General features: G+C 48.2%; 24 protein-coding genes. All 24 read left to right on the forward strand.

Features of this window, described 5'->3' with window-relative positions; genetic code table 11:
• Positions 1-1,433 (forward strand): tetratricopeptide repeat protein (locus OEV79_05255; protein ID MDH4210837.1); only part of this gene is annotated, 1,433 nt, incomplete at its 5' end.
• A gap of 45 nt (positions 1,434-1,478) precedes the next feature.
• Positions 1,479-1,607, forward strand: coding sequence for a hypothetical protein (locus OEV79_05260; GenBank protein ID MDH4210838.1), 129 nt, complete (start codon positions 1,479-1,481; stop codon positions 1,605-1,607).
• A complete protein-coding gene (locus OEV79_05265) occupies positions 1,608-1,862 on the forward strand; it encodes a hypothetical protein (protein MDH4210839.1) in 255 nt (84 codons plus the stop codon).
• A gap of 141 nt (positions 1,863-2,003) precedes the next feature.
• On the forward strand, positions 2,004-2,492 hold the full coding sequence (locus OEV79_05270) for an asparaginase (GenBank protein MDH4210840.1): 489 nt from the start codon (positions 2,004-2,006) through the stop codon (positions 2,490-2,492).
• 28 nt (positions 2,493-2,520) lie between these two features.
• Positions 2,521-4,368, forward strand: coding sequence for a DJ-1/PfpI family protein (locus OEV79_05275; GenBank protein MDH4210841.1), 1,848 nt, complete (start codon positions 2,521-2,523; stop codon positions 4,366-4,368).
• Positions 4,369-4,425: 57 nt separating this feature from the next.
• Positions 4,426-5,367 (forward strand): methylmalonyl Co-A mutase-associated GTPase MeaB, encoded by a 942-nt coding sequence (gene meaB / locus OEV79_05280; GenBank protein ID MDH4210842.1) that lies wholly within the window; start codon positions 4,426-4,428, stop codon positions 5,365-5,367.
• Positions 5,368-5,376: 9 nt separating this feature from the next.
• Complete coding sequence (locus OEV79_05285) at positions 5,377-7,008, forward strand: methylmalonyl-CoA mutase family protein (GenBank protein ID MDH4210843.1); 1,632 nt, start codon at positions 5,377-5,379, stop codon at positions 7,006-7,008.
• 36 nt (positions 7,009-7,044) lie between these two features.
• Positions 7,045-7,506, forward strand: coding sequence for a cobalamin B12-binding domain-containing protein (locus OEV79_05290; protein MDH4210844.1), 462 nt, complete (start codon positions 7,045-7,047; stop codon positions 7,504-7,506).
• Entirely contained in the window at positions 7,507-8,421 is a 915-nt protein-coding gene (locus OEV79_05295) for an MBL fold metallo-hydrolase (GenBank protein ID MDH4210845.1), read from the forward strand.
• 121 nt (positions 8,422-8,542) lie between these two features.
• Positions 8,543-10,090, forward strand: a complete 1,548-nt coding sequence (locus OEV79_05300; GenBank protein MDH4210846.1) for an acyl-CoA carboxylase subunit beta — start codon at positions 8,543-8,545, stop codon at positions 10,088-10,090.
• Positions 10,091-10,288: 198 nt separating this feature from the next.
• On the forward strand, positions 10,289-11,788 hold the full coding sequence (accC, locus tag OEV79_05305; GenBank protein ID MDH4210847.1) for an acetyl-CoA carboxylase biotin carboxylase subunit: 1,500 nt from the start codon (positions 10,289-10,291) through the stop codon (positions 11,786-11,788).
• 1 nt (position 11,789) lies between these two features.
• A complete protein-coding gene (locus tag OEV79_05310) occupies positions 11,790-12,281 on the forward strand; it encodes a biotin/lipoyl-binding protein (GenBank protein MDH4210848.1) in 492 nt (163 codons plus the stop codon).
• A gap of 47 nt (positions 12,282-12,328) precedes the next feature.
• Complete coding sequence (locus OEV79_05315) at positions 12,329-13,879, forward strand: methylmalonyl-CoA mutase family protein (GenBank protein MDH4210849.1); 1,551 nt, start codon at positions 12,329-12,331, stop codon at positions 13,877-13,879.
• 35 nt (positions 13,880-13,914) lie between these two features.
• Complete coding sequence (locus tag OEV79_05320; GenBank protein ID MDH4210850.1) at positions 13,915-15,003, forward strand: alanine dehydrogenase; 1,089 nt, start codon at positions 13,915-13,917, stop codon at positions 15,001-15,003.
• Entirely contained in the window at positions 15,000-16,295 is a 1,296-nt protein-coding gene (locus OEV79_05325; GenBank protein MDH4210851.1) for a 4-hydroxybutyrate CoA-transferase, read from the forward strand. Before OEV79_05320 ends, OEV79_05325 begins: the two co-directional genes overlap by 4 nt.
• Before the next feature lie 236 nt (positions 16,296-16,531).
• Positions 16,532-16,924 (forward strand): methylmalonyl-CoA epimerase, encoded by a 393-nt coding sequence (gene mce / locus OEV79_05330; protein ID MDH4210852.1) that lies wholly within the window; start codon positions 16,532-16,534, stop codon positions 16,922-16,924.
• Between the two features lie 20 nt (positions 16,925-16,944).
• Complete coding sequence (locus OEV79_05335) at positions 16,945-18,111, forward strand: aminotransferase class I/II-fold pyridoxal phosphate-dependent enzyme (GenBank protein MDH4210853.1); 1,167 nt, start codon at positions 16,945-16,947, stop codon at positions 18,109-18,111.
• Positions 18,112-18,158: 47 nt separating this feature from the next.
• The gene (locus OEV79_05340) at positions 18,159-19,553 is read left to right on the forward strand and encodes a PLP-dependent transferase (protein MDH4210854.1); all 1,395 of its coding nucleotides are present in this window, start codon (positions 18,159-18,161) and stop codon (positions 19,551-19,553) included.
• 141 nt (positions 19,554-19,694) lie between these two features.
• The gene (locus OEV79_05345) at positions 19,695-20,741 is read left to right on the forward strand and encodes a hydroxymethylglutaryl-CoA synthase (GenBank protein ID MDH4210855.1); all 1,047 of its coding nucleotides are present in this window, start codon (positions 19,695-19,697) and stop codon (positions 20,739-20,741) included.
• Between the two features lie 15 nt (positions 20,742-20,756).
• The gene (locus tag OEV79_05350) at positions 20,757-21,905 is read left to right on the forward strand and encodes a thiolase domain-containing protein (GenBank protein MDH4210856.1); all 1,149 of its coding nucleotides are present in this window, start codon (positions 20,757-20,759) and stop codon (positions 21,903-21,905) included.
• Positions 21,906-22,029: 124 nt separating this feature from the next.
• Positions 22,030-22,416: a Zn-ribbon domain-containing OB-fold protein gene (locus OEV79_05355; protein ID MDH4210857.1), complete on the forward strand. Its 387-nt coding sequence runs from the start codon at positions 22,030-22,032 to the stop codon at positions 22,414-22,416.
• 133 nt (positions 22,417-22,549) lie between these two features.
• Positions 22,550-24,157 carry a methylcrotonoyl-CoA carboxylase gene (locus tag OEV79_05360; protein ID MDH4210858.1) on the forward strand — a complete coding sequence of 536 codons (1,608 nt, stop codon included), beginning with the start codon at positions 22,550-22,552 and terminating at the stop codon, positions 24,155-24,157.
• Between the two features lie 208 nt (positions 24,158-24,365).
• Positions 24,366-24,692, forward strand: coding sequence for a cupin domain-containing protein (locus OEV79_05365; GenBank protein MDH4210859.1), 327 nt, complete (start codon positions 24,366-24,368; stop codon positions 24,690-24,692).
• A gap of 37 nt (positions 24,693-24,729) precedes the next feature.
• A complete protein-coding gene (locus OEV79_05370; GenBank protein ID MDH4210860.1) occupies positions 24,730-25,521 on the forward strand; it encodes an enoyl-CoA hydratase/isomerase family protein in 792 nt (263 codons plus the stop codon).
• The last annotated feature ends 24 nt before the right edge of the window (positions 25,522-25,545 follow it).

Below are 25,545 nucleotides of genomic sequence, written 5' to 3' on the forward strand. Positions count from 1 at the left end.
TGCTTGTTACCTATGGTGCAGCTCAGGAGGACAGTCTTAATGTATTCGACCGTGCCAACGAGCTTCTGGAGAATCAGAAATACGATGAGGCTTTGAAGGCTTATGAATTCTTCTTGTACGAGAATCCTGACCACCATCTCGTGCCTGCTGCCAAATGGGCGATCGCCAACATATTTTTCACCGTCAAGCAGGACTACCATAAAGCGGCGATCGCGTATCAGAATATCGTGAGTAAACATCGGGATACGGGTTGGGAGATTTTCTCGTTTGACCGTCTGGGTTTGTGTTATGAGAGACAAGACAAGTGGGAAGAAGCGGCACGAGTCTACGAATCCGCGCTGGAAAGACTCGCCGAACCGGTTCATTATGAATTGGCTGAGGACTGGAACGATGCATTCAACTCGAAACTGCTGGCATGCTACCGAAGGCTCGGTAATCAGTCCGGCATGATAACCATCTATGAAAGATCGTTAGAAAAGGATCCTGACGGACCATGGGCACCACAGTATCAGTTCGAACTCGCCAGTGTTCATCTCGAAATGAATGAAACAAGGGAGGCAGCAAGTCATTATGCGAGGGTTGTGGATCGCTATCCTCTGTCTGGTTATGCCGAAAGGGTTCGGGCTGAACATTTTGATCTCTTGATATCGCAGCTTGGCTATGACTGGATGCCGTTTTCCATCTTCAAGACCAGCGTGGAATTGAGCCAGTCAGGTCAATTTGATGAGGCATACAAGGGATTTGACCGGGTGATCGAAGAGAAACAGGCGACGGGTATGGATTATGCCGCCAGGTTCCAGCAGGCATTGACTGTTTTTCGCAGAACCGGCGATGCTGTTGCCCTGAGCGATATCGTCAGGACAAAGCGGAATGAATTTCCTTACGGAATCGGTGGTATTACTGAAGAGCGGTTCATCGGTATTCTGGATGCCATTATTGAGACTGAGAAGGTTACTACTTCGGACCCCGAGAACGCGGAGGCCTACCAGCGCATGGCATCTGCTTACTACGAAACCCAAGCATATTATCCTGCGATCGAAACATACAAGAGGGCAATAGAACTTCACCCTGAGAATAATGGTCTGTATAACATGCTCGGTTATTGCTACATTGGTATAGGGGCGTATGATGATGCAATAAATACATTTGGCAAAGTGATAGAAACGTCGCCGGATGACCCAAATTCTTATGACAGTATGGCAGAAGCCTATTTCAGGAAAGGCGATAGTGAACAGGCGATTCGTTACTACAAGAAAGCTGTGTCGGTGGATGTCAACTTCACGAATCCATACTATATGCTTGGGGAGATCTATCATGATATGAACAAGGACGATGTAGCCAGAGATTATCTGCAGAGATATCTTGAACTCGACCCTGGTGGCTTCAGAGCGGATGCCGCTCGCATGATTCTGAGCCAGATACCCGTGCGGTGATCATGGTAGGCGGTAGTTAATGGGTTTTTAGAGTCTGGAGGATTGATGTCAAACAAACAAGATAATGCATTTTCAACCTTCTATGAATCCGTCCGTAACAACAAATTACTCACGCAGGATACTACACTCATGCTTCACCTGGCGGCGGCAATATCTGTTGGATGTGTGTCTTGAGTGAAAAATTACCTTGGCGTGGCCAGGGAGCAGGGAATCACTGACGACAAAATAGAAGTTGTACGTTCAGTGGTCATGGCAATATCTGCATGCAGTGTTGCCAATCGGGCAGAAACTAGCAGCGTGCTGCCAGAAAAACAGAAGAAGGCTTTTTCTGATTTCTACGAATCGACACAAAAGAATCAGGTGTTGGGATTGCGCACCACGCGATTGATCCAGATGGCAGCCGCATTCGTGAATGGCTGTCCGACATGAATAACTCGCTTGCTTGGCGTTGCCAGGCAGGAGAAGATAACAGATGATGAGATCGGGGTTGTTCTTGCGATTGCGATGGCGGTATATGCAGGGGGAGTGAGGGGTCGCACAAAGGATGCTTTCAAAGCTAACTGAGGTGTCATGAACATAAGGATCTTTGTTACCGGTGGTACTTTCGATAAGGAGTATAACGAGTTAACCGGGGAGCTTTATTTCAAAGAAACTCATGTTCCCCATACCCTTATGCTCGGCAGGTGCCGCGTGGCAGTTGATGTGAGGACGCTGATGATGGTTGACAGCCGGGAGATCAGCGATGAAGACCGAGAGACGATCGCGCGAAACTGTGCTAAGGCAAAAGAGGAGCGTATTGTTATCACACACGGTACTGACACAATGGTCGATACGGCCCGGGTTATCGCCGAACAGGTCAAGAACAAGACGGTTGTGCTAACCGGTGCAATGGTGCCCTATACCTTTGGCAGTTCTGACGGACTGTTCAATTTGGGCAGTGCCCTGGCATTTGTCCAGACCCTGCCGAACGGCATATATGTAGTAATGAACGGACGATATTTCCACTGGGATAAAGTGCGCAAGAATACAAAGACGGGTGAATTTGAGGAGATCGAATAGTCCCATTTAACATGCGGAGGGTAATACTATGCTTCGAAAGTATCTGACTATCTACTTGACCGTTTTGCTGCTTGTTTCGTGTGCGCCCCGGCACGATGATGGCGTCAATGTATTGATCCTGGCGCCGCAGAACCTGGGGGCGAATTATTATCTGCTGCGTGATGTCATTGAAGAGTACGGATGGAACGTGACGCATACCGGTGTCCTGGACAGCATTACACCCTGTCCATGGTTTGCCAATCACGGTCAAATCTATCCACTTATTCCTGATGTGAAAATTGAGGACCTGGAAGACATCGGACATTATGACTGTTTGATGATTGCCCCGTCAACCGGCAACGCGGCTCCGGTTGAATACCCGGTTGGTGATATAATTGACAGTCCTGAAGCATTACACCTCATCAGGCGGGCGGCGTACTACGGACTGGCCGTCTTCGCTACTTGTGTTGGAGTCCGGACACTGGCCGCTGCTGATGTCATAAGAGGACGTTTCATCGTCGGGTCGCCGAGATTCCGTCAAGAGTACATCGACGCAGGCGCCAATTATATTGGGCGTCCGCAAAATGATAACCCTCCGACAATTGACGGGAACATTATCACCTGTGCGCGAGGACAATACTACAATTATGCAAATGTGATGGCAATCGCTACCGTTATCGAGAGTAATCAAGGTCGAGGTCATAAAGATGTCTTGAACGCAGAATACATCAATGCAAGGGATGTTGATTTTGAGAGGGGTCATGTGGTCTGGGCGAAAAATTACGGCGGCGCCGGTGCCGATGGTGGTCGTGCCTTTTGCATGACGCGGGATGGAGGTTTTCTTCTCGTTGGTTATACCTTCGCGCCTGGTGCTCCCGATGCGGATATGCTGGTTATTAAGACTGATGCAGATGGCAACATGACCTGGTCCAAACGCTTCGGCGGCGCAGGAGCGGAATATGGTAACGCATGTACGGAGACCGAGGATGGGTATCTAGTACTTGGTTACACCACTTCATTTGGTGCTGGGTCCAAGGATGTCTATTTGTTAAAGATTGATGATGAAGGGAATGAGGTCTGGTCAAAGACATTCGGCGGGACGAGTTGGGACGTTGGTACGGCATTATGCCAGGCTGTAGATAAACAATATTTCATATGCGGTTTCACTCACTCTTTCGGCTACAGCGAAGAAGACATTTATGTTCTCAAAATTGATGCACAGGGTAATACTATTTGGTCCAAAACATTCAGCGGGTGGCGCATAGATATGGCTAATTCGGTTCACGCCACGGATGATGGTGGTTGCGTGATTGCAGCGAGTAGCGGCAGCCACAGTGCGAACACTGATTTCTATTTGGCAAAAATAGACGAAGCTGGTGAAAAAGAGTGGTCACAGTCCTACAATGCACTAGGTGAGCATGGTCATGGATTTGATTGGTGTAAGGGTTCTTCACCCGCCGCAGATGGTGGTTGGATATTGACCGGATATTCTGACTGTAATGATATGATGGATGTGGTGGTCGTCAAGACCGATTCGCTTGGAAATGAACAATGGCTGACCTCGTTTGGCAACAAACCTTTCTATGAATATGGCAATGCGGTATGTCAGGATGTTGACGGTGGTTACGTTATCGTTGGCATGACAAAAGCAATGGTTCGGCCGACCGAGTACAACAAAAGAACATATAATAATGATATGTATTTGGCTAAGCTCAATACTGAAGGTGCTATTGTCTGGGATAAGGCAATCGGCGGGCATGGCGTGGAATGGGCAAATGCGGTTCGTATGAGTCCCGACGGTGATTTATTAGTGGTTGGACATTCGGATGGTGGCGCTGCGGGTTCGCTTGATGTTCTATTGGTAAAAATCGAAGGTTCTGCAGTTAGCAGTTTTTGACCGGGAGAAGTTTGAAGAATATGATTCCGTTCGAGGGAGCGTTTCCACATTGCTCGTATGGATAATATCAACAGATTATTGAGGGGCGACAAGAAGGTCATCGCCAGGACGATCAGCGCTGTGGAGAATAATACGGCCGAGAATCTCCTGGAGAGTATTTTCCCCCATACCGGTCGTGCATACCATGTTGGCATAACCGGCCCACCAGGTGCGGGTAAATCGACGCTGGTCAGTGCGATCGCAAAGCGGCTGCTTGCCGAGAAAAAGAAGGTTGGTATCATAGCGGTCGATCCTAGTTCACCTTTCTCCGGCGGGGCGCTACTCGGTGACCGGGTGCGCATGACCGAGCTTGCCTTAAATGAGAATATATTCATCCGGAGCATGGCATCACGCGGCAGTATGGGGGGTCTTGCGCAGGCAACGAAAGACGTTGCTCTCGTGCTTGATGCTGCGGGTATGGACTATATTCTCATCGAGACGATTGGTGTCGGGCAGGTTGAGTTGGATATTGCACAAGTCTGTGATACGACCGTCGTTGTATTGGTCCCGGAATCAGGTGATAGCATTCAGGCTATGAAGGCGGGACTCCTGGAGATCGCCGACATTATGGTCGTCAATAAGGGTGACCGTGAAGGAGCCGAACGTTTCATTACGGAGCTAAAGTTCGCTTTCGAAATGAGAGAACAGCACGCCGGGTGGGATCACCCGATTTTGAAGACAACTGCAACAAAGGGTGAGGGCGTGGAAGAACTCGTTCTGGCGATGGAATCACACGCCGGTTATTTGACGAAAACAGGGAAATTGGAGCATGAAAGAAAGAGAAAATTGTTGATCCGCATGCACGAGCTGATCGAACGGATGATAAGGTCGCATGTGGAGGCGAATGTAATGCCTAAAAATGATATATCCGGATTGCTGGAAAGTATGTACAAACGTCAGCTCAATCCCTATCGAGTCGCAAAGAATATCGCTCGAAGGATCATCAGGGGTAGCCGGTAGGAGGTTTGTATGAAAAGGCAAGAATGGAATGAGAAGTTGAAGACGTGCGAGGAGAGGCATGTGGAATTCACGACCGTCTCCGGTGTGCCGGTGAGAGTGCTGTATACGCCGGATGATATCGCCGATATGGAACACAATAGAGATTTGGGGTATCCCGGTGAGTTTCCATACGTGCGAGGTGTCTACACTAATATGTATCGGGGTCGTCTGTGGACGATGAGGCAGTTTTCAGGTTTCGGGACTGCCAAGGACACCAACCGGCGTTACAAATATCTCCTGAAACACGGCCAGACCGGTTTGTCAGTAGCGTTTGATTTTCCGACGCTTTACGGACGTGATTCGGACGATTCCTTTTCCCACGGGGAAGTAGGTAAATGTGGAGTGGCAATAGATAGTCTGCGCGATATGGAAATTCTTTTTGATGGTATCCCTCTCGACAGGATTTCCACATCTATGACTATCAATCCTCCTGCGGCAATGTTATTGGCTATGTATATTGCAGTAGGAGAAAAACAGAATATTCCTGCGAGAATTCTTACCGGCACCATTCAGAATGATATGTTGAAAGAGTACCAGGCCCAGAAGACATGGATCTACCCGCCCGTGCCGTCGATGAGGATTATTTCTGATATTCTCGAGTATTGCTCCGAACATGTCCCTAAGTGGAACTCGATATCAATTTCCGGATACCATATTCGTGAGGCAGGTTCGACTGCGCTGCAAGAGCTCGCCTTCACGCTGAAGAATGGTTTCACGTATGTGGAGCAAGGTATCAAGGCAGGTCTGTCCGTGGATAAATTTGCTCCTCGTCTTTCATTTTTCTTCAATGCGCATCTTGATTTTTTCGAGGAAATAGCGAAGTATCGCGCGGCGCGAAGGATATGGGCACGTATGATGCGCGAGAAATACAGCGCTGAAGATCCGCGGTCCTACTTGATGCGTTTCCATACACAAACTGCAGGATGCACGTTGACCGCGCAGCAGCCTGAGAACAACATAATTCGTACTGCTTACCAGGCGCTTTCTGCTGTCCTCGGCGGCACTCAGTCCCTCCACACCAATTCAATGGATGAAACCTACGCCCTGCCAACGGAGAAGGCAGCGAAGATTGCCCTGCGTACTCAGCAGCTATTGGCCTACGAGGCGGGTGTGGCCAATACGATTGATCCGCTGGGTGGCTCATATTATGTGGAATCCCTGACGAATGAACTGGAGAGAGGTGCCTACGAGTACTTCGCAAAGATCGACAAGTTAGGTGGTGTGATCCCGGCAATTGAAAAGGGATTTTTTCAGAAGGAAATATCGCGAAGCGCATACTCATACCAGAAAGCATTGGAGCGAAAGAATAAATATCATGTTGGTGTGAATATTTTTGAGGAAGAAGACAAAGCAGAGATCGATATATTGAAGATATCACCGCAGGTTGAGAAGGTTCAAAGAAAAAGGCTCAGAAAACTCAAGAAAGACAGGAACGGCAAGCGTGTAAAAGAGAAATTGCTGATGTTGCGAAAAGCGGCAAGAGATGGTGAAAACATCATGCCGCGGATTCTCGATTGTGTGCGTGAGTACGCGACACTCGGTGAAATGTGTAACACATTGAAGGAAGAATATGGTGTATATCATGAGCCGATCATATTCTAGAAATTTCGAAATGCGAAATTGTTTTCGGGAGGTTTTATGAGTGGTAAGATTCGGGTTTTAGTTGGCAAGCCAGGTCTTGATGGACATGATCGGGGAGCAAAAGTCGTTGCTGCAGCGTTGCGTGATGCGGGGATGGAGGTAATATACACTGGTTTGCATCAGACCTGCGAGAGTATTGTTGAAGCGGCAGTGCAGGAGGATGTGCAAGTCATCGGTCTTTCGATCCTGTCGGGTGCACACATGACGATTTTCCCCAAAATATTGAAGTTGCTGATGGCCAAAAAAGCTACTGACATACTAGTGATAGGCGGTGGTATCATCCCTGTCGACGATATGAAAAAACTTCGGAGAATCGGTGTGCGCATGCTCTTTGGCCCGGGAACGTCGACCTCTGAGATTGTGTCGTGGATAAAGGACAATACCTGTGAACCTAAGAAAACTGCGGCGCAGAAGAAAAGAACAGTCCGGAAGAAAGTCACCAGAAAGAGAAAGAAATAGATGAAGTTCGGCAAATTTGAATTATTTCCGATATCTGATGGATACTTCTGGCTCGACGGAGGATCGATGTATGGCGTTGTGCCTAAGGTCTTATGGGATAAGGTCTCTCCGGCCGATAAACAAAATAGAATTAGACTTGCCATGAATTGCCTTTTGATAAGGACAAACGACAAACACATACTAGTAGATACCGGGATCGGTGAGAAATTCGGTAGAAAGCTGAAGGAAATATACAGGCTTGATCGTGACGTGAATTTGATTACATCGCTGGCTCGGTACGGAATCAGCCCCGAAGATATCGATTACGTGATCAATACTCATCTCCATTTTGATCACTGTGGAGGCAATACCTGTAAAAACGTCGGGAAGTATGTTCCCACGTTTCCCAAAGCGAAATACGTCATACAGCAGCAGGAATGGTTTAGTGCGCAGAATACGGATGAGAAGACAAGATCAAGCTACCGGGTCAGTGATTTCCTGCCGCTGGAAGCGGCCGGACAGGTTTTGTTTGTCGACGGTGATTTTGACATTATGCACGGCATAAAGGTCTTGCTTACCAACGGTCACACACTCGGTCATCAGTCGGTGTTGATCGACGGCGGCAATGGCAGTGCACTGTATCTCGGCGACATCATACCCACGGTTTATCATCTAAAGCCTCACTATTTGACTGGTTTTGACCTGTATCCTGTTGATCTCATGTTGCGGAAGAAGGATATAATCGAAGCTGCCGTTAAAAACGACTATTTACTGATCTTCGAACACGATCCGAACATCGTTTTTGCACGCTTGAGGAAAACCGACGGCGTCTTGAAAGTGGCAACGGTCGACGGTGACGGCAATCGAGGTGGTGAACGGAAGGTAAGGAAGGCTGTAAAAACCCGTCGCCGGGGAAAAAAGCGACCATCAAAGTGAACTAAGGGATGCATTATCGCCTACGCTGGTTTGTGCAAATTTGCTGGTATGAATTATGTTTGAGTGACTTGATTATCATCGATTATGTTTTGCCCGGTGATTTGGTGAAGTGGGAGGATTGATGAAAGGCGACGACAAGATCAAGAGCCTCGAAGAGCTCGAGAAGGAAGCGCTGCTCGGTGGTGGTGAGGAAAGAATAAAGGCACAGCACGATAAGGGCAAGCTGACCGCACGGGAACGTGTACATCTGTTGCTCGACGAGAATACTTTCAGGGAAACTGATAAGTTCGTAACCCATCGGTGTGCTGATTTTGGTCTTGACAAGAACAAGGTGCTCGGTGACGGTGTAGTAACAGGGTACGGCCGAATAAACGGTCGAGTGGCGTGTGTTTTCGCTGAGGATTTCACAGTATTCGGCGGTTCTCTGTCTCTGGCCTATGCCGGGAAGATAGTGAAATTGCAGGATTTGGCAATGAAAATGGGATGTCCTATCATTGGTCTCAAAGATTCAGGTGGGGCACGTATTCAGGAAGGTGTAGACAGTCTTGCGGGTTACACGGATGTTTTTCTCCGGAACGTACTCGCTTCTGGTGTTATACCACAGATATCCGCGGTAATGGGTCCCTGTGCTGGAGGTGCGGTATACTCGCCAGCGATGACCGATTTCATAATCATGGTTGCCGGTTCCTATATGTTTCTGACCGGACCCGATGTCGTTAAAGCCGCGACACATGAAGATGTTACGTATGACGAGCTTGGTGGTGCAATGGTTCATAATGAGAAATCTGGCGTCGCGCATTTTGCGGTTGATTCGGAATTGGAGTGTATCGAACTCCTGAAGAAACTGTTTTCATTTATGCCTCAGAACAACTTGGAAGATCCACCATCTCTTGAACCAACCGATGATCCGAATCGCATGGATAAGAGTCTTGATACGATCATACCGGAGAGCCCTAACAAACCATATGATATGCTTGAGGTTATTAGAAAGATCGTAGATAACGGAGATTTTCTTGAGGTACACAAACATTATGCACCGAATTTGATCGTTGGGTTTGCTCGTTTCAATGGCAAAGCCGTCGGGGTTGTGGCTAATCAGCCCGCAGTTCTGGCAGGAGTTTTGGGACGAAACTCAGGCATGAAGGGCGCGCGTTTCGTTCGTTTTTGTGACTGTTTTAACATCCCGATCGTTACTTTTGTAGACGTCCCCGGATTCCTTCCCGGCACGGTACAGGAATGGGGCGGTGTGATCAAAAATGGAGCGAAGCTGCTTTACGCTTTTTGTGAGGCTACGGTTCCGCGAGTGACGGTCATTACCCGCAAGGCATATGGCGGCGCGTATTGCGTTATGAGCTCCAAACACACACGTGCCGATGTGAATTTTGCGTGGCCGAGTGCAGAGATTGCGGTCATGGGACCGGATGGTGCAGTGAAGATTCTCTACCGGAAGCAGCTGAAAGAGGCAAAAGATCCGAAGGCTCTGGAGAAAAAACTCATAGACGAATACACGAAGAAGTTCGCCAACCCATTTGTCACGGCCAGTAAGGGGTATATAGATGCTGTAATACGACCATCGGAATCAAGGCCCCGCATCATCGAATCTCTAGAAATGATAGAGAACAAGCGCGATTCAAATCCTCCGAAGAAACACGGGAATATACCACTTTAATATGCATAACATGCAGGATCGCTATACTCGCAGTAAACGCTGTAGCACTACGTTCGCCGTATCATTGCATTCGAAGGAGACGTCAGTGCGAGCATATGCGATGCTGCGAGGGCGGAGTGCCCGGTACTGCGAAGTTCAACTGGAGTTGAATTGGTTCTGCGAATCCGTTGAGGATGATACTGCTTTTTTGAGGAGATCATGTTCAATAAGATCTTAGTTGCCAACCGAGGTGAAATTGCGGTGCGGGTACTGAGGGCATGTCGTGAAATGGGTATCCAATCCGTAGCCGTGTACTCCGATGCAGATCGTAACGCCTTGCATACGCGTTACGCAGATGAGGTGTATCATCTCGGCGCGGCGCCGGCAACCGAAAGCTACCTCAAGATAGATAAGCTTATTCACGTCGCCCGAGAATCTGGTGCCGAGGCGATCCATCCAGGATATGGGTTCTTGGCTGAGAATACTGGTTTTGCGCGTGCTTGTGAGGAGAGCGGCATCGTATTCATCGGTCCGAACAGCCGGGCCGTCGAGCTGCTCGGCGACAAGATCGAGTCAAAGCGAACGATGAGCAATGCAAATATCCCTGTTATTCCGGGGAGTGAGGGTCCGGTCGTAAAAGAGGATGACGCCCGCAGGATCGTTGAGGACATCGGATTTCCGGTGTTGATAAAGGCTGCCGGTGGCGGTGGCGGAAAGGGTATGCGCGTCGTTCGTGAAGAGCAAGATCTCGGTAGCGCGATGAAACAGGCAGTGGGTGAAGCAAGGTCGGCGTTCGGCAATCCAACGATATTCATTGAGAAATTTTTGGAATCTCCACGGCATATTGAGTTTCAGATCCTTGCCGACAATCACGGCAATGTTGTACATTTATTTGAGCGCGAGTGTTCGGTGCAAAGGCGCCATCAGAAATTGATTGAAGAATCTCCATCCACCGTAATGACCGCTAAGTTAAGGGCGAGAATGGGTGAAGCAGCAGTGAAAGCGGTGAAGGTATCGGGTTATAACAATGCAGGCACGGTGGAGTTTATGGTAGATAAGGATAGGAATTTCTATTTTCTTGAGATGAACACACGATTGCAGGTTGAGCATCCCGTCACGGAGTTGATAACAGGTATTGATATAGTCAAGGAACAGCTCAAAATCGCGGCCGGTGAACGTTTGAATCTGACTCAAGATGATATTCGTATGACAGGTGCTGCGATCGAATGCCGCATTTCTGCCGAGGATCCTGAAAACGACTTTGCCCCATCCACCGGCAGGATCTTAGAATTGATCGAGCCGGGCGGTATTGGCGTGAGGGTCGACAGTGGGATCTATGAGGGATTCGAGGTTCCCATTTACTACGACCCCCTGGTCGCGAAATTACTGGTCTGGGCTCCAACAAGACAGGAAGCTATAATGCGCATGAAGAGAGCATTGAGCGAATACGTGATCAGGGGAATCAAGACTTCGATACCTTTTCATATTCTGGTCATGGGTCATCAAAAATTCATCGAAGGTGACTATGATACCACTTTCATTGATAAGGTTGTGAAGAAGATAGAATACAAAAAGCATCACCATGATGTGGCGGCTATTTCGTCGGTGTTGGGCAGGATCTTGAGCGACCAGCGTGCACGATTGCCGCAGAGTAAGGGAGGCAGGACCGCTAACCCGTGGAAGATGTCGGGGCGTAGAACAATGATGGATCGAGGCTAGTATGGCATACATGGTTGATGTTGATGGCAGAGAATTCCGTGTGGACGTCAAGAAGGAAGACGGCCGCTTAATCGTGTCTCTTAACGGTGAGGAAGTGGACGTCGAAATCGCCCATGAACAGGGTTCTCAATTGATGCTCATTGTAGAAGACAGGCCTTTTGCCGTCGTCGTTGAGTCTGATAGCCAGGTGATTGTGAATGGTGAGGCTTATACGGTTGATGTCGTCGACGAGCAAATACAGCGTATGATAAAGGCGAGTCCAGAATTAGCACATAAGAAGGAATTGGCTGTTAAGGCGGTTATGCCGGGTCTGGTAGTAGAAGTCAATGTGCAAGAAGGTGATTTTATTAAGAGCGGCGACGGATTACTCGTTATCGAAGCGATGAAAATGCAGAATGAAATAAAAGCGGCCCGCGACGGTTTGCTCAAAATGATCAACGTCAAACAGGGACAGACCGTGAATACTGGTGATACATTGCTCGTTATCGAGTGAGGGCATCATGCACTCGCGCTGTCTCTGAATACTGTTAATGAGGGATTATGATATTTTCACCTGAGGATTTGAGGGATTTCATACACGAACGGGATTTGGGCAAGCCCGGTGAGTATCCGTTTACCCGAGGCATCTATCCTTCGATGTACACGGGCAGGCTCTGGACAATGCGCCAGTACGCAGGCTATGGTACTGCCGAAGAGTCAAACAAACGCTACAAATACTTGCTTGCTCATGGCCAGACCGGACTATCCGTCGCATTCGACTTACCAACTCAGATGGGCTATGATTCGGACAATCCGCTGTCCGAGGGCGAGGTCGGCAAGACCGGCGTGGCGATCGACAGTCTTGCAGACATGGAGATTCTGTTTGACGGTATACCCCTGGACAAAGTCAGTACGTCGATGACCATCAATGCTACTGCTGCGATCATTCTCGCTATGTATATTGTGGTTGCCGAAAAGAAGGGCGTGAGTCCATCTGTGCTGGAAGGAACCGTACAGAATGATATCCTCAAGGAATATATTGCGCGCGGTACCTATATCTTCCCGCCTCTTCAGTCGATAAACATGACCGTCGATATTATCTCTTATTGCAGCAGAAATCTGCCAAAGTGGAATACGATATCGGTGTCTGGTTATCACATAAGAGAAGCCGGTTCGACGGCTGCGCAGGAGGTTGCATTCACCCTTGCGAACGCGATTTCTTACGTGAGGGCAGTGATCGATAAAGGGGTGCTGGATATTGATGAATTCGCGCCGCGTCTTTCGTTTTTCTTCAACGCCCACGTTGATTTTTTCGAGGAGGTGGCAAAATTCCGTGCCGCAAGGCGTATATGGGCGAAGGTGATGAAAGAAAGATTCGGAGCAAAGAACCCGAGGTCATGGATGCTGAGATTCCATACTCAGACCGCGGGGTCTTCGCTCACCGCACAAGAACCGTTGAATAATGCGATCAGGGTAACGCTTCAGGCCCTGGCTGCGGTGCTTGGAGGTACCCAGAGTCTTCATACGAATAGCTTCGACGAGGCGCTCTCGCTACCGACGGAGGAGGCCGTGCGCCTCGCATTACGTACTCAGCAGGTCATCGCGTATGAGAGTAACGTACCAAAAGTCATTGACCCCGTGGGAGGTTCCTACTACATTGAATCTCTGACCAATAGAATGGAGGTCGATGTCAATCGTTATCTTGAGGAAATAGACGGGATGGGGGGGTCAGTGAATGCCATTGACAACGGCTATTTTCAGAAGGAGATACACAAAAGCGCGTATGAGCATCAGCGGGCGATGGAACGCGGCGAGGTTAATGTCATTGGTGTAAACAAATTCTCAGATAACAGGTCGGCAAAGAAACACACAACGATGAGAGTATCGCCGGAGTCTGTACGTAAGCAAAAGGCAAGGACAGATGGGATCCGGAAGAAGAGGAATAAAGCAGAAGTGAAATATGGGCTTGAGATACTGCATCAGAAAGCGATGTCAGGCGAAAATCTTATGAATCAGATCATCGCTTGCGTCAGGAACTACGCAACTGTTGGTGAAATCTCCGACATCTTACGTGGTGTTTATGGTCAATTCAAGGAAAGACCCATATTTTAGATTTACACAGAGCTTAATAGAAACAAGGAGGATACATGCAGTTTGGTGTCCCTAAGGAGATACCACCATTCAAGGGAACCGATGAGTATCGCGTTGGTCTTTCGCCAATGGGCGCCCAGGAATTGACACTATGCGGCGCCAAGGTTTATGTCGAGAGCAAAGCGGGGGAAGGCGCGGGCTTCTCGGATGGAGATTATGAGAAAGCCGGAGCGACTATAGTATATTCGAAAGAAGAAGCCTACCGGCGGGCGGAAATCCTGCTAAAGGTAAGAAGACCCCAACAGGATGAATATGATTTCATCAAAGAGGGTCAGGTGATCATGGGTTTCATTCATCTGATAACGGCACGCAAGGAATTTCTGAAAACGATTTCGGACAAGAAGATCACGCTTGTCGGATATGAAATAATGCAGCAACCAGATGGTCGTCTTCCAATTGTCATACCATTCAGTGAAATGGCGGGTAAACTCTCGGTGCAAATTGCCGGAAGGCTTCTGGAATCTCCGCATGGGGGGCGGGGTATATTACTAGGCGGCATAGCAGGTATCCCGCCTGCCGAGGTCGTCATTTTGGGCGGTGGTACGCTTGGCTGCAATGCGGCAAAGACGTTTGCTGGCACCGGTGCCAACGTCTACGTGCTTGATGTCGATCGTAATAAGCTGGACCATCTCGCCTGTCATTCGACGAATATGAAAGTCACGACGCTTTTTGCCACGAGACACAACATTGAAAAGCTTGTGAAATTTGCCGACGTCGTGATCGGCGCTGTTTTGTTACCTGGTAGGCGGTCGCCGGTTCTTGTTACGGCTGATATGGTCAAGACAATGCGTAGAGGTTCGGTGATCATTGATTTCTCGATTGACCAGGGGGGATGTATCGAAACAGCGAAGATATCGCCGAGCGGAAAGTTCATCTACACGGTCGATGATGTCATTCACTTCTGTATGCCTAATGCGACAACGCTGATCGCTAGGACCGCTACCCACGCACTCACATCGAGTGTTTTTCCTTATCTTAAGATGATCACGGAAATAGGCTTTGAAAAAGCAGTACACGAGAATAAAACCCTTGCCAGAGGTCTTTACGCCGAGAAAGGCGAGATAAAGAAGGAGTTCCTGCCATGAGCTGGTTTGACGATTATAAAAAGAAATTGTGTTCCTTCGAAGAAGCCGTATCTGTAGTAAAAAGTAAAGACCGAGTTTATATAAGTGGCAATGCTGCAACGCCATTCCGATTGACCGAGGCGCTGGCTCAGCGAAAGGATAAACTCAGCAATGTTGAGATCACTCATGTGCTTCTCCTCGGTGATGACCCTCTGTCAAAACCGGGTATGGAACCACATTTCAGGCATAATTCACTTTTCGTCGGACCGGCCGATCGTGCTGCTGTCAATGACGGCCGCGCTGATTATACACCGGTGTTCCTATACGAGATACCCACACTATTCTACAGGAATCTGCTGCCTCTCGATGTTGCGTTTCTTCACGTATCGCCACCAGATGAACATGGATTTGTGAGCTTGGGTGTTGAGTGTCTGGGTTCGAAAGCAGCAGCAGAGACGGCAAAAATAGTTGTTGCCCAGGTGAATGACCGCATGCCAAGGACACTCGGTGATTCATTTCTTCATGTTTCGAGATTCGCGAAACTTGTTGAAGTTTCGGATGAACTGCCTGAATTGAACATTCCGCCGTTTACCGAAGTAGAAAAGAAGATCGGATACCATATTGCCAGCCTGGTGGATGACGGGTGTACGCTCCAATTAGGTATTGGTGGTATTCCCAATGCTGCGTTGAAGGCAATGTTCAGTAAAAGAGACCTGGGGATTCACACCGAGATGGTCTCTGACGGTATCGTCGAGGCGATAAACGCAGGTGTGGTTACTGGGTCAAAGAAAACGCTGCATCCGGGAAAAGTGATAGCAACTTTCTACTTCGGCACAAAGGATCTGTACGATTTTATTGACAACAATCCGATATTCGAAACACATCCTACAAACTACACCAACCATCCGTTCATTGTAGGTCAGAACGAAAAGATGATCGCAATAAACTCGGCCATTGAGGTGGACCTTACTGGACAGGTGTGCTCAGATTCGATCGGAACGCGTATCTATTCCGGGTTCGGTGGCCAGGTAGATTTCATCCGTGGTGCTGCTCAGTCTAAGGGTGGTAAACCGATCATCGCGCTTCCTTCCTCAGCAAAGGATGACACCATTTCAAAGATCGTGCCTACACTCAAGGTCGGGGCAGGGGTGGTTACAACGCGAGCAGATGTTCACTACGTTGTCACGGAGTACGGCATTGCTTACCTGCACGGAAAAAATTTGAAAGAAAGGGCTAAGGCGCTGATCGGGATCGCTCACCCCAATTTCCGTACAGCGCTTGAAGATGATGCCAAGAAGAGAAAGCTCATTTAAAATCGGATTGTCGGTTTTGGGTCACGATGCCCGTATCGATTTAAAGGTTTACGTTAATCGTCCATACAAACGTAACCGTAGTCCGCTTGATGGAACGGGTTTCGTATCCGACAACCGTCTTACGATCTTTGTTATATTAGCTCATGTCTAAGCTAAAGGATGAATATGGCAGTAAGTAATTCAGTGATGTGCAGATTCTTCTTACTTACTACTTCCTGCTCACTACTTTGTATTATATGAAACTCGAACATATAGGTATTGCTGTTAAGAGTATTGAGAGTCATCTGAAAACCTGGCGTGACACTTTTGGTTTTCGTTTGAAGATGATCACGGAAGCTCCGGAACAGAAAGTGAAAGTGGCCATGCTTGATGTCGGAGGAGTGACCGTTGAACTCTTAGAACCGACAAGCAAAGATAGTACGATTCAGAAGTTCATCGAAAAGAGGGGAGAAGGTCTGCATCATTTGAGTTTTGAGGTCGAGGATATCGAAAAGGCGATCGAAGATCTAAGGAGCAAGGGCGCGAGAATGATCGATGCAATTCCCAGGAAAGGCGCACATGCTGCTAAAATTGCATTTATTCATCCTCACTCTACTGGAGGTGTTTTGATCGAGTTAAGCCAGAAGTAGAATAGTGATTAGGAGGTGTGATGCATATCGAAACAGATGTTGTGCACGGTGGTCAACATCCGGATAAACATACCGGAGCCTTGTCACCGCCAATCTATCAAACCTCCACTTTTGTATTTCGTGACGCCGACCACGGCGCCCGATTATTCAAGGGGGAGGAACAAGGTTATATCTATACACGGATCAGTAATCCGACGATTGAGCTTCTTGCGTCGAAGATCGCTTTTCTTGAGTCCGCGCAAGCAGGGTCGGTATTCGCATCGGGCCTCGCTGCAATATTCAATGTTGTTGTCTCGGTCGTCAAGTCGGGAGAGAACGTCGTGTCAGACGATACCATTTACGGAGGGACGTATACCCTTTTCAAGAACGTGTTGCCTAATCTTGGCATCGAGGTTATTTTCGTTGACGCAAGTGATAGCGAGCAGGTCACGGCTTCGATCAATGAACGTACCAAACTCATGTTTGTCGAGACCCCAGCCAACCCAACATTGAAGATTATTGATATCGCTCAATGTGCAGAAACGGCATGTAGTAGAGGTATACCCCTGTGTGTGGATAATACTTTTGCCACACCTTACCTTCAAAAACCGATCGAAATAGGGGCTGATATCGTTGTCCATTCTGCAACGAAATACTTCGGCGGCCACGGCGACATCATAGGTGGTGTTGTTGTGGGCAAGCAGGATTTCATCAAAGATATGTGGAAGAGCGCAAAGGACATAGGTGCTTGCATATCTCCATTCAATGCCTGGTTGATACTGCGAGGTTTGAAGACATTGGCGGTCCGTATGGACAGGCACTGTATGAACGCGCAGAAGGTTGCTGAATTTCTTGCGCAGCACAATAAGGTAGAACATGTTTACTACCCGGGATTGAAATCCCATCCTGGATATGATGTCGCGTGCCGTCAGATGCGTGGGTTTGGGGGGATGGTTGGTTTTGATGTTAAGGGCGGCAAGGAAGCCGGCAAGGCGATCATGAATTCGGTGAAGTTATGTACTCTTGCGGTCAGTTTGGGTGACGTCGATACTCTTATTGAGCATCCCGGATCAATGACTCATTCCGGGTACAGCGAAAGTGAACTACTGGAAAGCGGGATCAATCCTGGATTTGTTCGTATCTCAATCGGTCTTGAGCACGCTGATGACATCATCGAAGATCTGGACCAGGCTTTGGAGAGGATATAGATAACTTGCGATGATAATGGCAGTTGTTAAGAAATGCGGAGGAAATAATGAATGAGGGCGTACAAAAGTACGTGGACAAGGCGAAGAAGGCTCTTGCCGAGCATCGTCGATATATTGATGAGGAAGTGAAGAAATGGAAATTCGATACGATTGCGGTGCACGGTGCGTACTCGGTACAGGAGGCGATAGAGAATAATCAGGGTTCTATCATCGAACCGATATTCATGAGTTCATCTCAGGCCTTCCGCGACAGCGATGAAATGGAAGCAGCATTAGCTTACTTGATACCGTCGTGGACGTACAGCAGAATTCATAACCCGTCTATTGGTTATCTCGAAGCTACACTGGCGTTGCTTGAGGGATATGGTTTTAGCGGCGAGACAGGATGCACTGTTGCGTCGTCAGGCATGGCTGCCATCGCCAGCGCCACTGACCCCTTTTTGGTCAAGAAGACTAAAGTATCCAGCGAGGCGATCAATTTTGTTTCTAACGCACAGATATACGGAGGGACTTTCCAACAGTTCAATATCCGCAAGATGCAAGAACGCGGTATCGAGTGCCGCTGGGTCGTAGAGCCTAACAGCATCGATGAATGGGCATCGAAGATCGACGGTAACACCCGTTTTCTTTTCGGTGAGCTTCCTTCGAATCCTGGCTTATCGTTCTTCAATCTCAAGAAGGTCATTGACCTCGCGCATGAACGCGGAATTCCCGCGATCTTTGATACAACGATAGCAACACCGGCGTTGCTGCGGCCCATTGCTCTGGGCGCTGATATTGTAATACATTCGGTAACCAAAACGCTCACTGCGAGTGGTTTTGGTATTGCGGGAGCCGTAATTGCACGAAAGCAAATCGTGTCCAATGTCGATAACGATGAGATGAAAGAAGATTTTGCGACGTATATTAAGCTGCTCCCAAACAGGGATGTTGGGTGGTGTTTGTCTCCAATGCAGGCGATTCTGACACTCAATGACATGCGGACCCTGCGCTCTAAGATGGATATTCTTAGTCAGAATTCGATGAAAGTCGCCGAATTCCTTGACGGTCATCCGAAGGTATCAGCGGTTAACTATCTGGGTTTGAAAAATCACCCCCTTCATGAGGTTGCTGCAAAATTTCTCTGGCTTGTCGACGCGGAATACGATGATCAATACAAAAAGCAGGTTAACAGATATGGCCATTTGATGTCATTCCAACTGAAGGGCGGTATTGCGTCGGCGCGCACTTTCTTCGATCATCTGAAGCGTATCTGGCGCGCAACCGATTTGGGACGGATCAAATCGGTGGCTACGATACCATCGATTTCCACCCATCAGCAAATGGGTGAAGATCTGCGTTCCATGGCCAGCATTCCTGTAGATTTGATAAGATTGTGTATCGGAGCCGAACATCCGGATGATATGATAGTCGATCTGGAACAAGCGCTCGAAAGCACATAAGCACGAAGCACTAAATCCTAAATTCGAAACAATACCGAATGACCAGAATACCAAATTCAAAACCGTTTTGAACATTCGTATTTAGGATTTGTTTAGTATTTCGATATTAGTATTTTGGATTCTCCATTGGAAGGAGGTTTGATGGTTGGTATTGTTGGATATGGTTCTTATCTACCCAGGTTCAGAATAAAGGTTGATGAGATTGCCAGGCAATGGGGTCGTGATGCAGAGGCCGTACGAAGGGGTCTCTTGCTGAAGGAAAAAACGGTCCCCGCTCAGGACGAAGACACGATTACGATATCCGTAGAAGCTGCCAGAAATGCCCTCCGCAGGGCAGAGATAGATCCTGCAGATATTGGTGCTGTCTATATTGGTTCAGAATCTCATCCTTATGCAGTGAAACCATCCGGTACTGTCGTTGCTGAGGCACTTGGTATAGTACCGGAAGTGCATGTTGCTGACTATGAGTTTGCGTGCAAGGCTGGTACCGAGGCAATGTTTGTAGCCTACAGTCTTGTCAAAGCAGATCAGATGAAGTACGCGTTGGCGATCGGTGCTGATACATCTCAAGGCGCCCCTGGTGATGCCCTTGAATTCAGCGCATCTGCGGGCGGTTCCGCATTCATATTCGGCAAGGAAAAAATCGTGGCCGAATTGCATCATACATACTCCTACACGACCGATACGCCTGATTTCTGGCGTCGCGAGGGAGCTTTCTATCCCTTACACGGCGGAAGATTCACCGGGGAACCTGCATATTTCAAGCATATTTTAGGTGCAGGTCAGGGTATACTGAAGAAGAGCGGTCTTAAGGCTTCGGATTTCAATTATGCGGTTTTTCATATGCCAAATGGGAAATTCCCGTTGACCGTCGGTAAGAAGCTTGGCTTCAAGAGGGAACAACTCGAACCAGGGTGGATAGTTCCTCTTATGGGTAATACATACTCAGGCTCATCGCCAACAGGTTTTTCGGCGACGCTAGATGTTGCCAAGAAAGGCGACATGATCCTCCTCGTTTCATTCGGTTCTGGTGCTGGCAGCGATGCATTTGTCTTCAAAGTTACCGAGCGAATAGACGAAGTACGGGACAGGGCAGACAAGGTCCGTGATATGCTGGAGACGAATCGTATCTACTTAGACTACGGCCACTATGCAAAATTCCGCGGTAAGATAATAATGAACGACTGAATAAAGGGGGTACAGATGCGTGAAGTTGTTGTTATTGGTTGTGGCATGACAAAATTCGGTGAACTTTGGAAACAATCCTTGAGAGATATTTTTGTGGAAGCAGCGTTAAAAGCCATCGATGATGCAGGGGTTGACCATATTGCTTCTATGTATGTAGGTTCAATGACTCCCGGTCTATTCGTGGGGCAGGAACATGTTGGAGCTTTGATGGCAGATTATCTCGGGACACCACAGATCCCTGCCGTAAGAGTTGAATCAGCTTGCTGCTCTGGTGGCATGGCATTTCGTCTCGGTTTATTCGAAGTCGCTTCCGGGCATAGTGAGGTCGTTTTGGTCGGAGGCGTTGAAAAGATGACCGATGGTGCAGACGTTACCTACGCCCTGGCAACTGCCGCTGATCAGGAATATGAGGTGTACCATGGTGTAACATTCCCGGGTTTGTACGCGATGATCGCGAGAGCACATATGCACAAATACGGTACAACCCGGCAGCAACTTGCATTGGTTTCGGTCAAGAACCATCATAACGGAGCGCTCAATCCAAATGCGCAGTTCAGAGGCGAGGTCACGGCAGATCAAGTAATCAAAGCAACTATGGTGGCTGATCCTCTTACAGTGCTCGACAGTTCTCCGGTTTCAGACGGGGCGGCGTGTGTGATTCTGGCATCGATGGATATTGCTAAAAAAATGAAAAAGCCGGCCGTGAAAGTGCTCGGTACTGGCGCGGCCACTGACACGCTCGCACTCCACGCGCGTGAGGACATAACTACGCTCAAAGCAGTCAAGAAGTCGGCTGAAGCAGCTTACAAGATGGCGGGTCTCAAACCTTCAGATATAAACCTTGCCGAAGTTCATGATTGTTTCTCGATCGCCGAGATATGCATCATCGAAGAACTGGGTTTCGTTGAGAAGGGAAAAGGCGGTTTGTTCACGGAGCAAGGTCATACCGCGTTGACTGGCAAGATTCCGGTGAATCCTTCGGGCGGGTTGAAATCGAAAGGACATCCGGTCGGTGCCACAGGTGTCGCGCAGGTAGTTGAGGTCGTCGAACAATTACGCGGCGATGCTGAAAAGCGCCAGGTCAAGAACGCGAAAATCGGTTTGACCCAGAATATGGGTGGTTCAGGTGCGTCATCGGTAGTTCACATCTTCTCAAATGCCTAGATGCCAAAAAAACTGAAGACCTAAATGGCCAAGAAGTTAAATAATAAGTATAGCATAAGTGATGAGTTGAAAGAAAGAACATTCTCGGACGGATTCAGGTATTTACTTTGATTCAGGAGGTATAATGCCATCACCAAGATATCATAGAGAAATGCCTCAGAGATACCGGCTTGAGGCTGCAAAATGCAATGGCTGTGGGCGAGTCGCTTTTCCCCCACGTTTGGTGTGCAATTGCGGGTCCCGCGAATTCAAGGGAGAAAGGATATCGGATTACGGTAAGATATTGACTTTCACGACAATCCGCGTTGCTCCAAAGGATTTTGAGACGGAAGTGCCCTATAGCGTAGCCATTGTAGAATCAGATAATGGCGTGAGGTTCACGACGCAAGTTGTTGACTGCCAACCGGAAGAACTGAAGATCGGCAAGAAAGTGAAGTTTGTTTTCCGGAAATTGTACGCAGAAGGACACACCGGTATTATATGCTATGGATATAAGGCTATACTCGTTTAAGACATTGTCATTTGTCGTACGGTTTGGCTGCCAGTATGGTTTTATGTCATTGTTAATGGCCGAAAGACCGTGGACAAATGACCAAACGGGCTGCGATGACGCATAACAATCAACCTTAGACTTTAGGATTATTATGTACAAAATTGAATCGAAAATAAGCACGAAGAGCGCAGAGTTCAGGGAAAACAAGACCGTCATGGAGGAGGCCGTACGCACCTTGAAAGAGCATCTGGAAAAGGTCAGAGAGGGTGGCCCCGAGTACATGCACAGGAAACACAAGGAAAGAGGCAAGTTGTTTGTCCGTGACAGGCTCAAACAGCTGTTCGATCCTGGCACTCCATTTCTCGAACTGAGCAATCTGGCGGCATGGGAGATGTATGATAACGAGCATCCTTCAGCCGCGATTATCACCGGTATAGGTGTCGTCCATGACCGTGAAGTGATGGTTGTTGCTCACGATGCCACGGTAAAAGGTGGTACCTATATTCCGGAAACAATTAAGAAGCACATTCGCGCGCAGGAGATAGCGATTGAGAACCGGCTGCCGTGTATTTATCTGGTTGATTCAGGCGGGATATTCCTTCCACTACAGGTTGGAACTTTCCCGGACAAATATCACTTCGGTAGAATATTCTACAATCAAGCGCGCATGTCCGCGGATAATATACCGCAGATATCAGTAGTGCTCGGTTTCTGCACCGCCGGGGGTGCCTATCAGCCAGCGATGAGCGATGAGGTGGTGATTGTCAAAGGAGTAGGCACTATATACATCGGAGGACCTCCTCTGGTAAAGGCGGCAACAGGAGAAGTCGTCAGCGAAGAGGATTTGGGTGGCGCCGATGTTCACTGCCGTATCTCAGGAGTTTCAGATCACTTCGCAGTCAATGATGAACATGCTCTGGAGATAACGAGAAATATCATTGAGAACCTTCCGAAAACTGGGAAATACTCTCTCGACCGTGCACAGCCGGTAGAACCTGCGTACGATCCTTCGGAACTCTATGGTATTATCCCGAGCGATTTGAGAAAACCCTTTGATGTGCGCGAAGTCATAGCGCGCATTGTGGATGGCAGTGAATTCCATGAATTCAAAACCCTTTACGGCACGACACTGGTCTGCGGTTTCGCGAGGATCATGGGATATCCGGTTGGCATCCTTGCGAATAATGGAGTTTTGTTTTCTGAATCTTCACAGAAGGGAGCGCATTTTGTCTCGATGTGCTCAGTGCGGAAGATACCCATTCTCTTTCTTCAGAATATCACAGGCTTCATTGTCGGCAAACGCTATGAGCACGGTGGCATTGCCAAGGATGGAGCCAAATTGATCCATGCTGTAGCAAACTCGCAGGTACCCAAGTTTACCATTATCATCGGTAATTCTTACGGCGCAGGCAACTACGGAATGTGTGGCCGTGCTTATGATCCACGCCTGCTTTGGATGTGGCCGACGGCAAAGATTTGTGTGATGGGTGGTGAACAGTCCGCGGGGGTATTGACCGACATCAAGGTCCGGTCTTTGATTAAAGAAGGAAAGAAACCAACCGAAAAGGAGATCGAAGAGATCAGAAAACCGATACTGGCCAAGTACGAAAATGAGTCAAGCGCTTACTATTCGACGGCACGGCTCTGGGATGATGGTATAATCGATCCCAAGGACACGAGAGTAATATTGGGCCTTGCCATTTCCGTGTCGCTGAATGCACCGATACAAGACCACAGGTTCGGAGTGTTCAGAATGTAATCTCTAATGAAAATACGAAGCACGAAATCCGATTCCGCAGCTACTCAAATCTTAGATCTGATTGTATATGCGAGAATACCCGTAAGGGTGAATTCTAAACAATCTCAAATGACAGAAATCATAAATTCGAAACGTTTTGGTCATTGTGAATTTGGATTTGTTTCTAATTTCGATATCAGGATTTCGAATTTAATATGAAGGGGGTAGTGTGGCGAAGATCAATCTGAAGAAAATTATCAAAGAGATCAAGGAACCCTGGCAACCCAGGGATATTCTGCACGTCCATGATACCGCACTACGGGTGGCAAAGATCGACGGCGCATATGATTGGCACGTGCATCTTAAAGAAGATGAATTCTTCTTAGTACTAAAGGGCAAGATATATGTTGATACTGAAAAAGGTTCGACCGAGGTTAAGGAAAATGAAGGGTATCTTGTGAAAAAAGGTGTAAGACATCGTTCGCGCGCAAAGAAACCAGCCTGGGTATTGCTGATTGAGCCAGTGCTTACTCGAACGAAAGGCGATATTGGTTAGTACCTATATAACATAACTGTGTTAAGAAGGGCTTACTATGCAAGAAAAAAAGTATGAAACGATACGCTGCGAGGCGAAGAAAAATATTGCGAATGTGGTATTTAATCGTCCGGATGTGCACAACGCCTTTGATGATGTAATGATCCGCGAGCTGGCCGAGGTGTTCGATCAGCTGGCAATGCGATCAGAGGTAAGGGCGGTCGTTCTGACCGGTGAGGGTAAGTCATTCTGCGCGGGTGCCGATTTAAATTGGATGCGCAGGGTCAAGGATTATTCGTATGAGGATAACCTGCGAGAATCACTGGAGTTATCTGACATGCTCTACAAGATCTATTCTTGCCCAAAACCGACGATTGCGCGAGTTAACGGCGCCGCGATTGGCGGCGGCACAGGTCTTGTTGCTGTATGCGATATTGCTGTAGCTGCTCGCAGCGCCAAGTTCAGTTTTAGCGAGGTTAAGCTTGGATTGATACCGGCTTGCATATCGCCTTACGTTATTAAGAAATGCGGTGAGGGTAAGTGCCGCGAATTTTTCCTAACAGGCGAGAGATTGTCTGCAGATAAGGCGTTATCGGCCGGATTGGTGAATGCCGTGGCCGAGCTCGAAGGGCTTGATGTTGTGATCGATCAATACCTGGCGCAGCTAATCTCCAGTGGACCTGAAGCAATAGCAACGTGCAAGGAACTTCTACGCAAGGTACCGCAGATGTCATACGATGATTTGAAGAGGTACACAGCCGAGATTATTGCCCAAATACGCATTTCTGAAGAGGGGCAGGAAGGCATGGCAGCATTTTTAGAGAAGCGCAAACCTGAATGGACAGAATGAAGCGCTGGATCACGCCGCTCGCAG

This window comes from candidate division WOR-3 bacterium (assembly GCA_029858255.1).
Lineage (GTDB): Bacteria > Hydrothermota > Tepidihabitantia > SM23-42 > SM23-42 > SM23-42.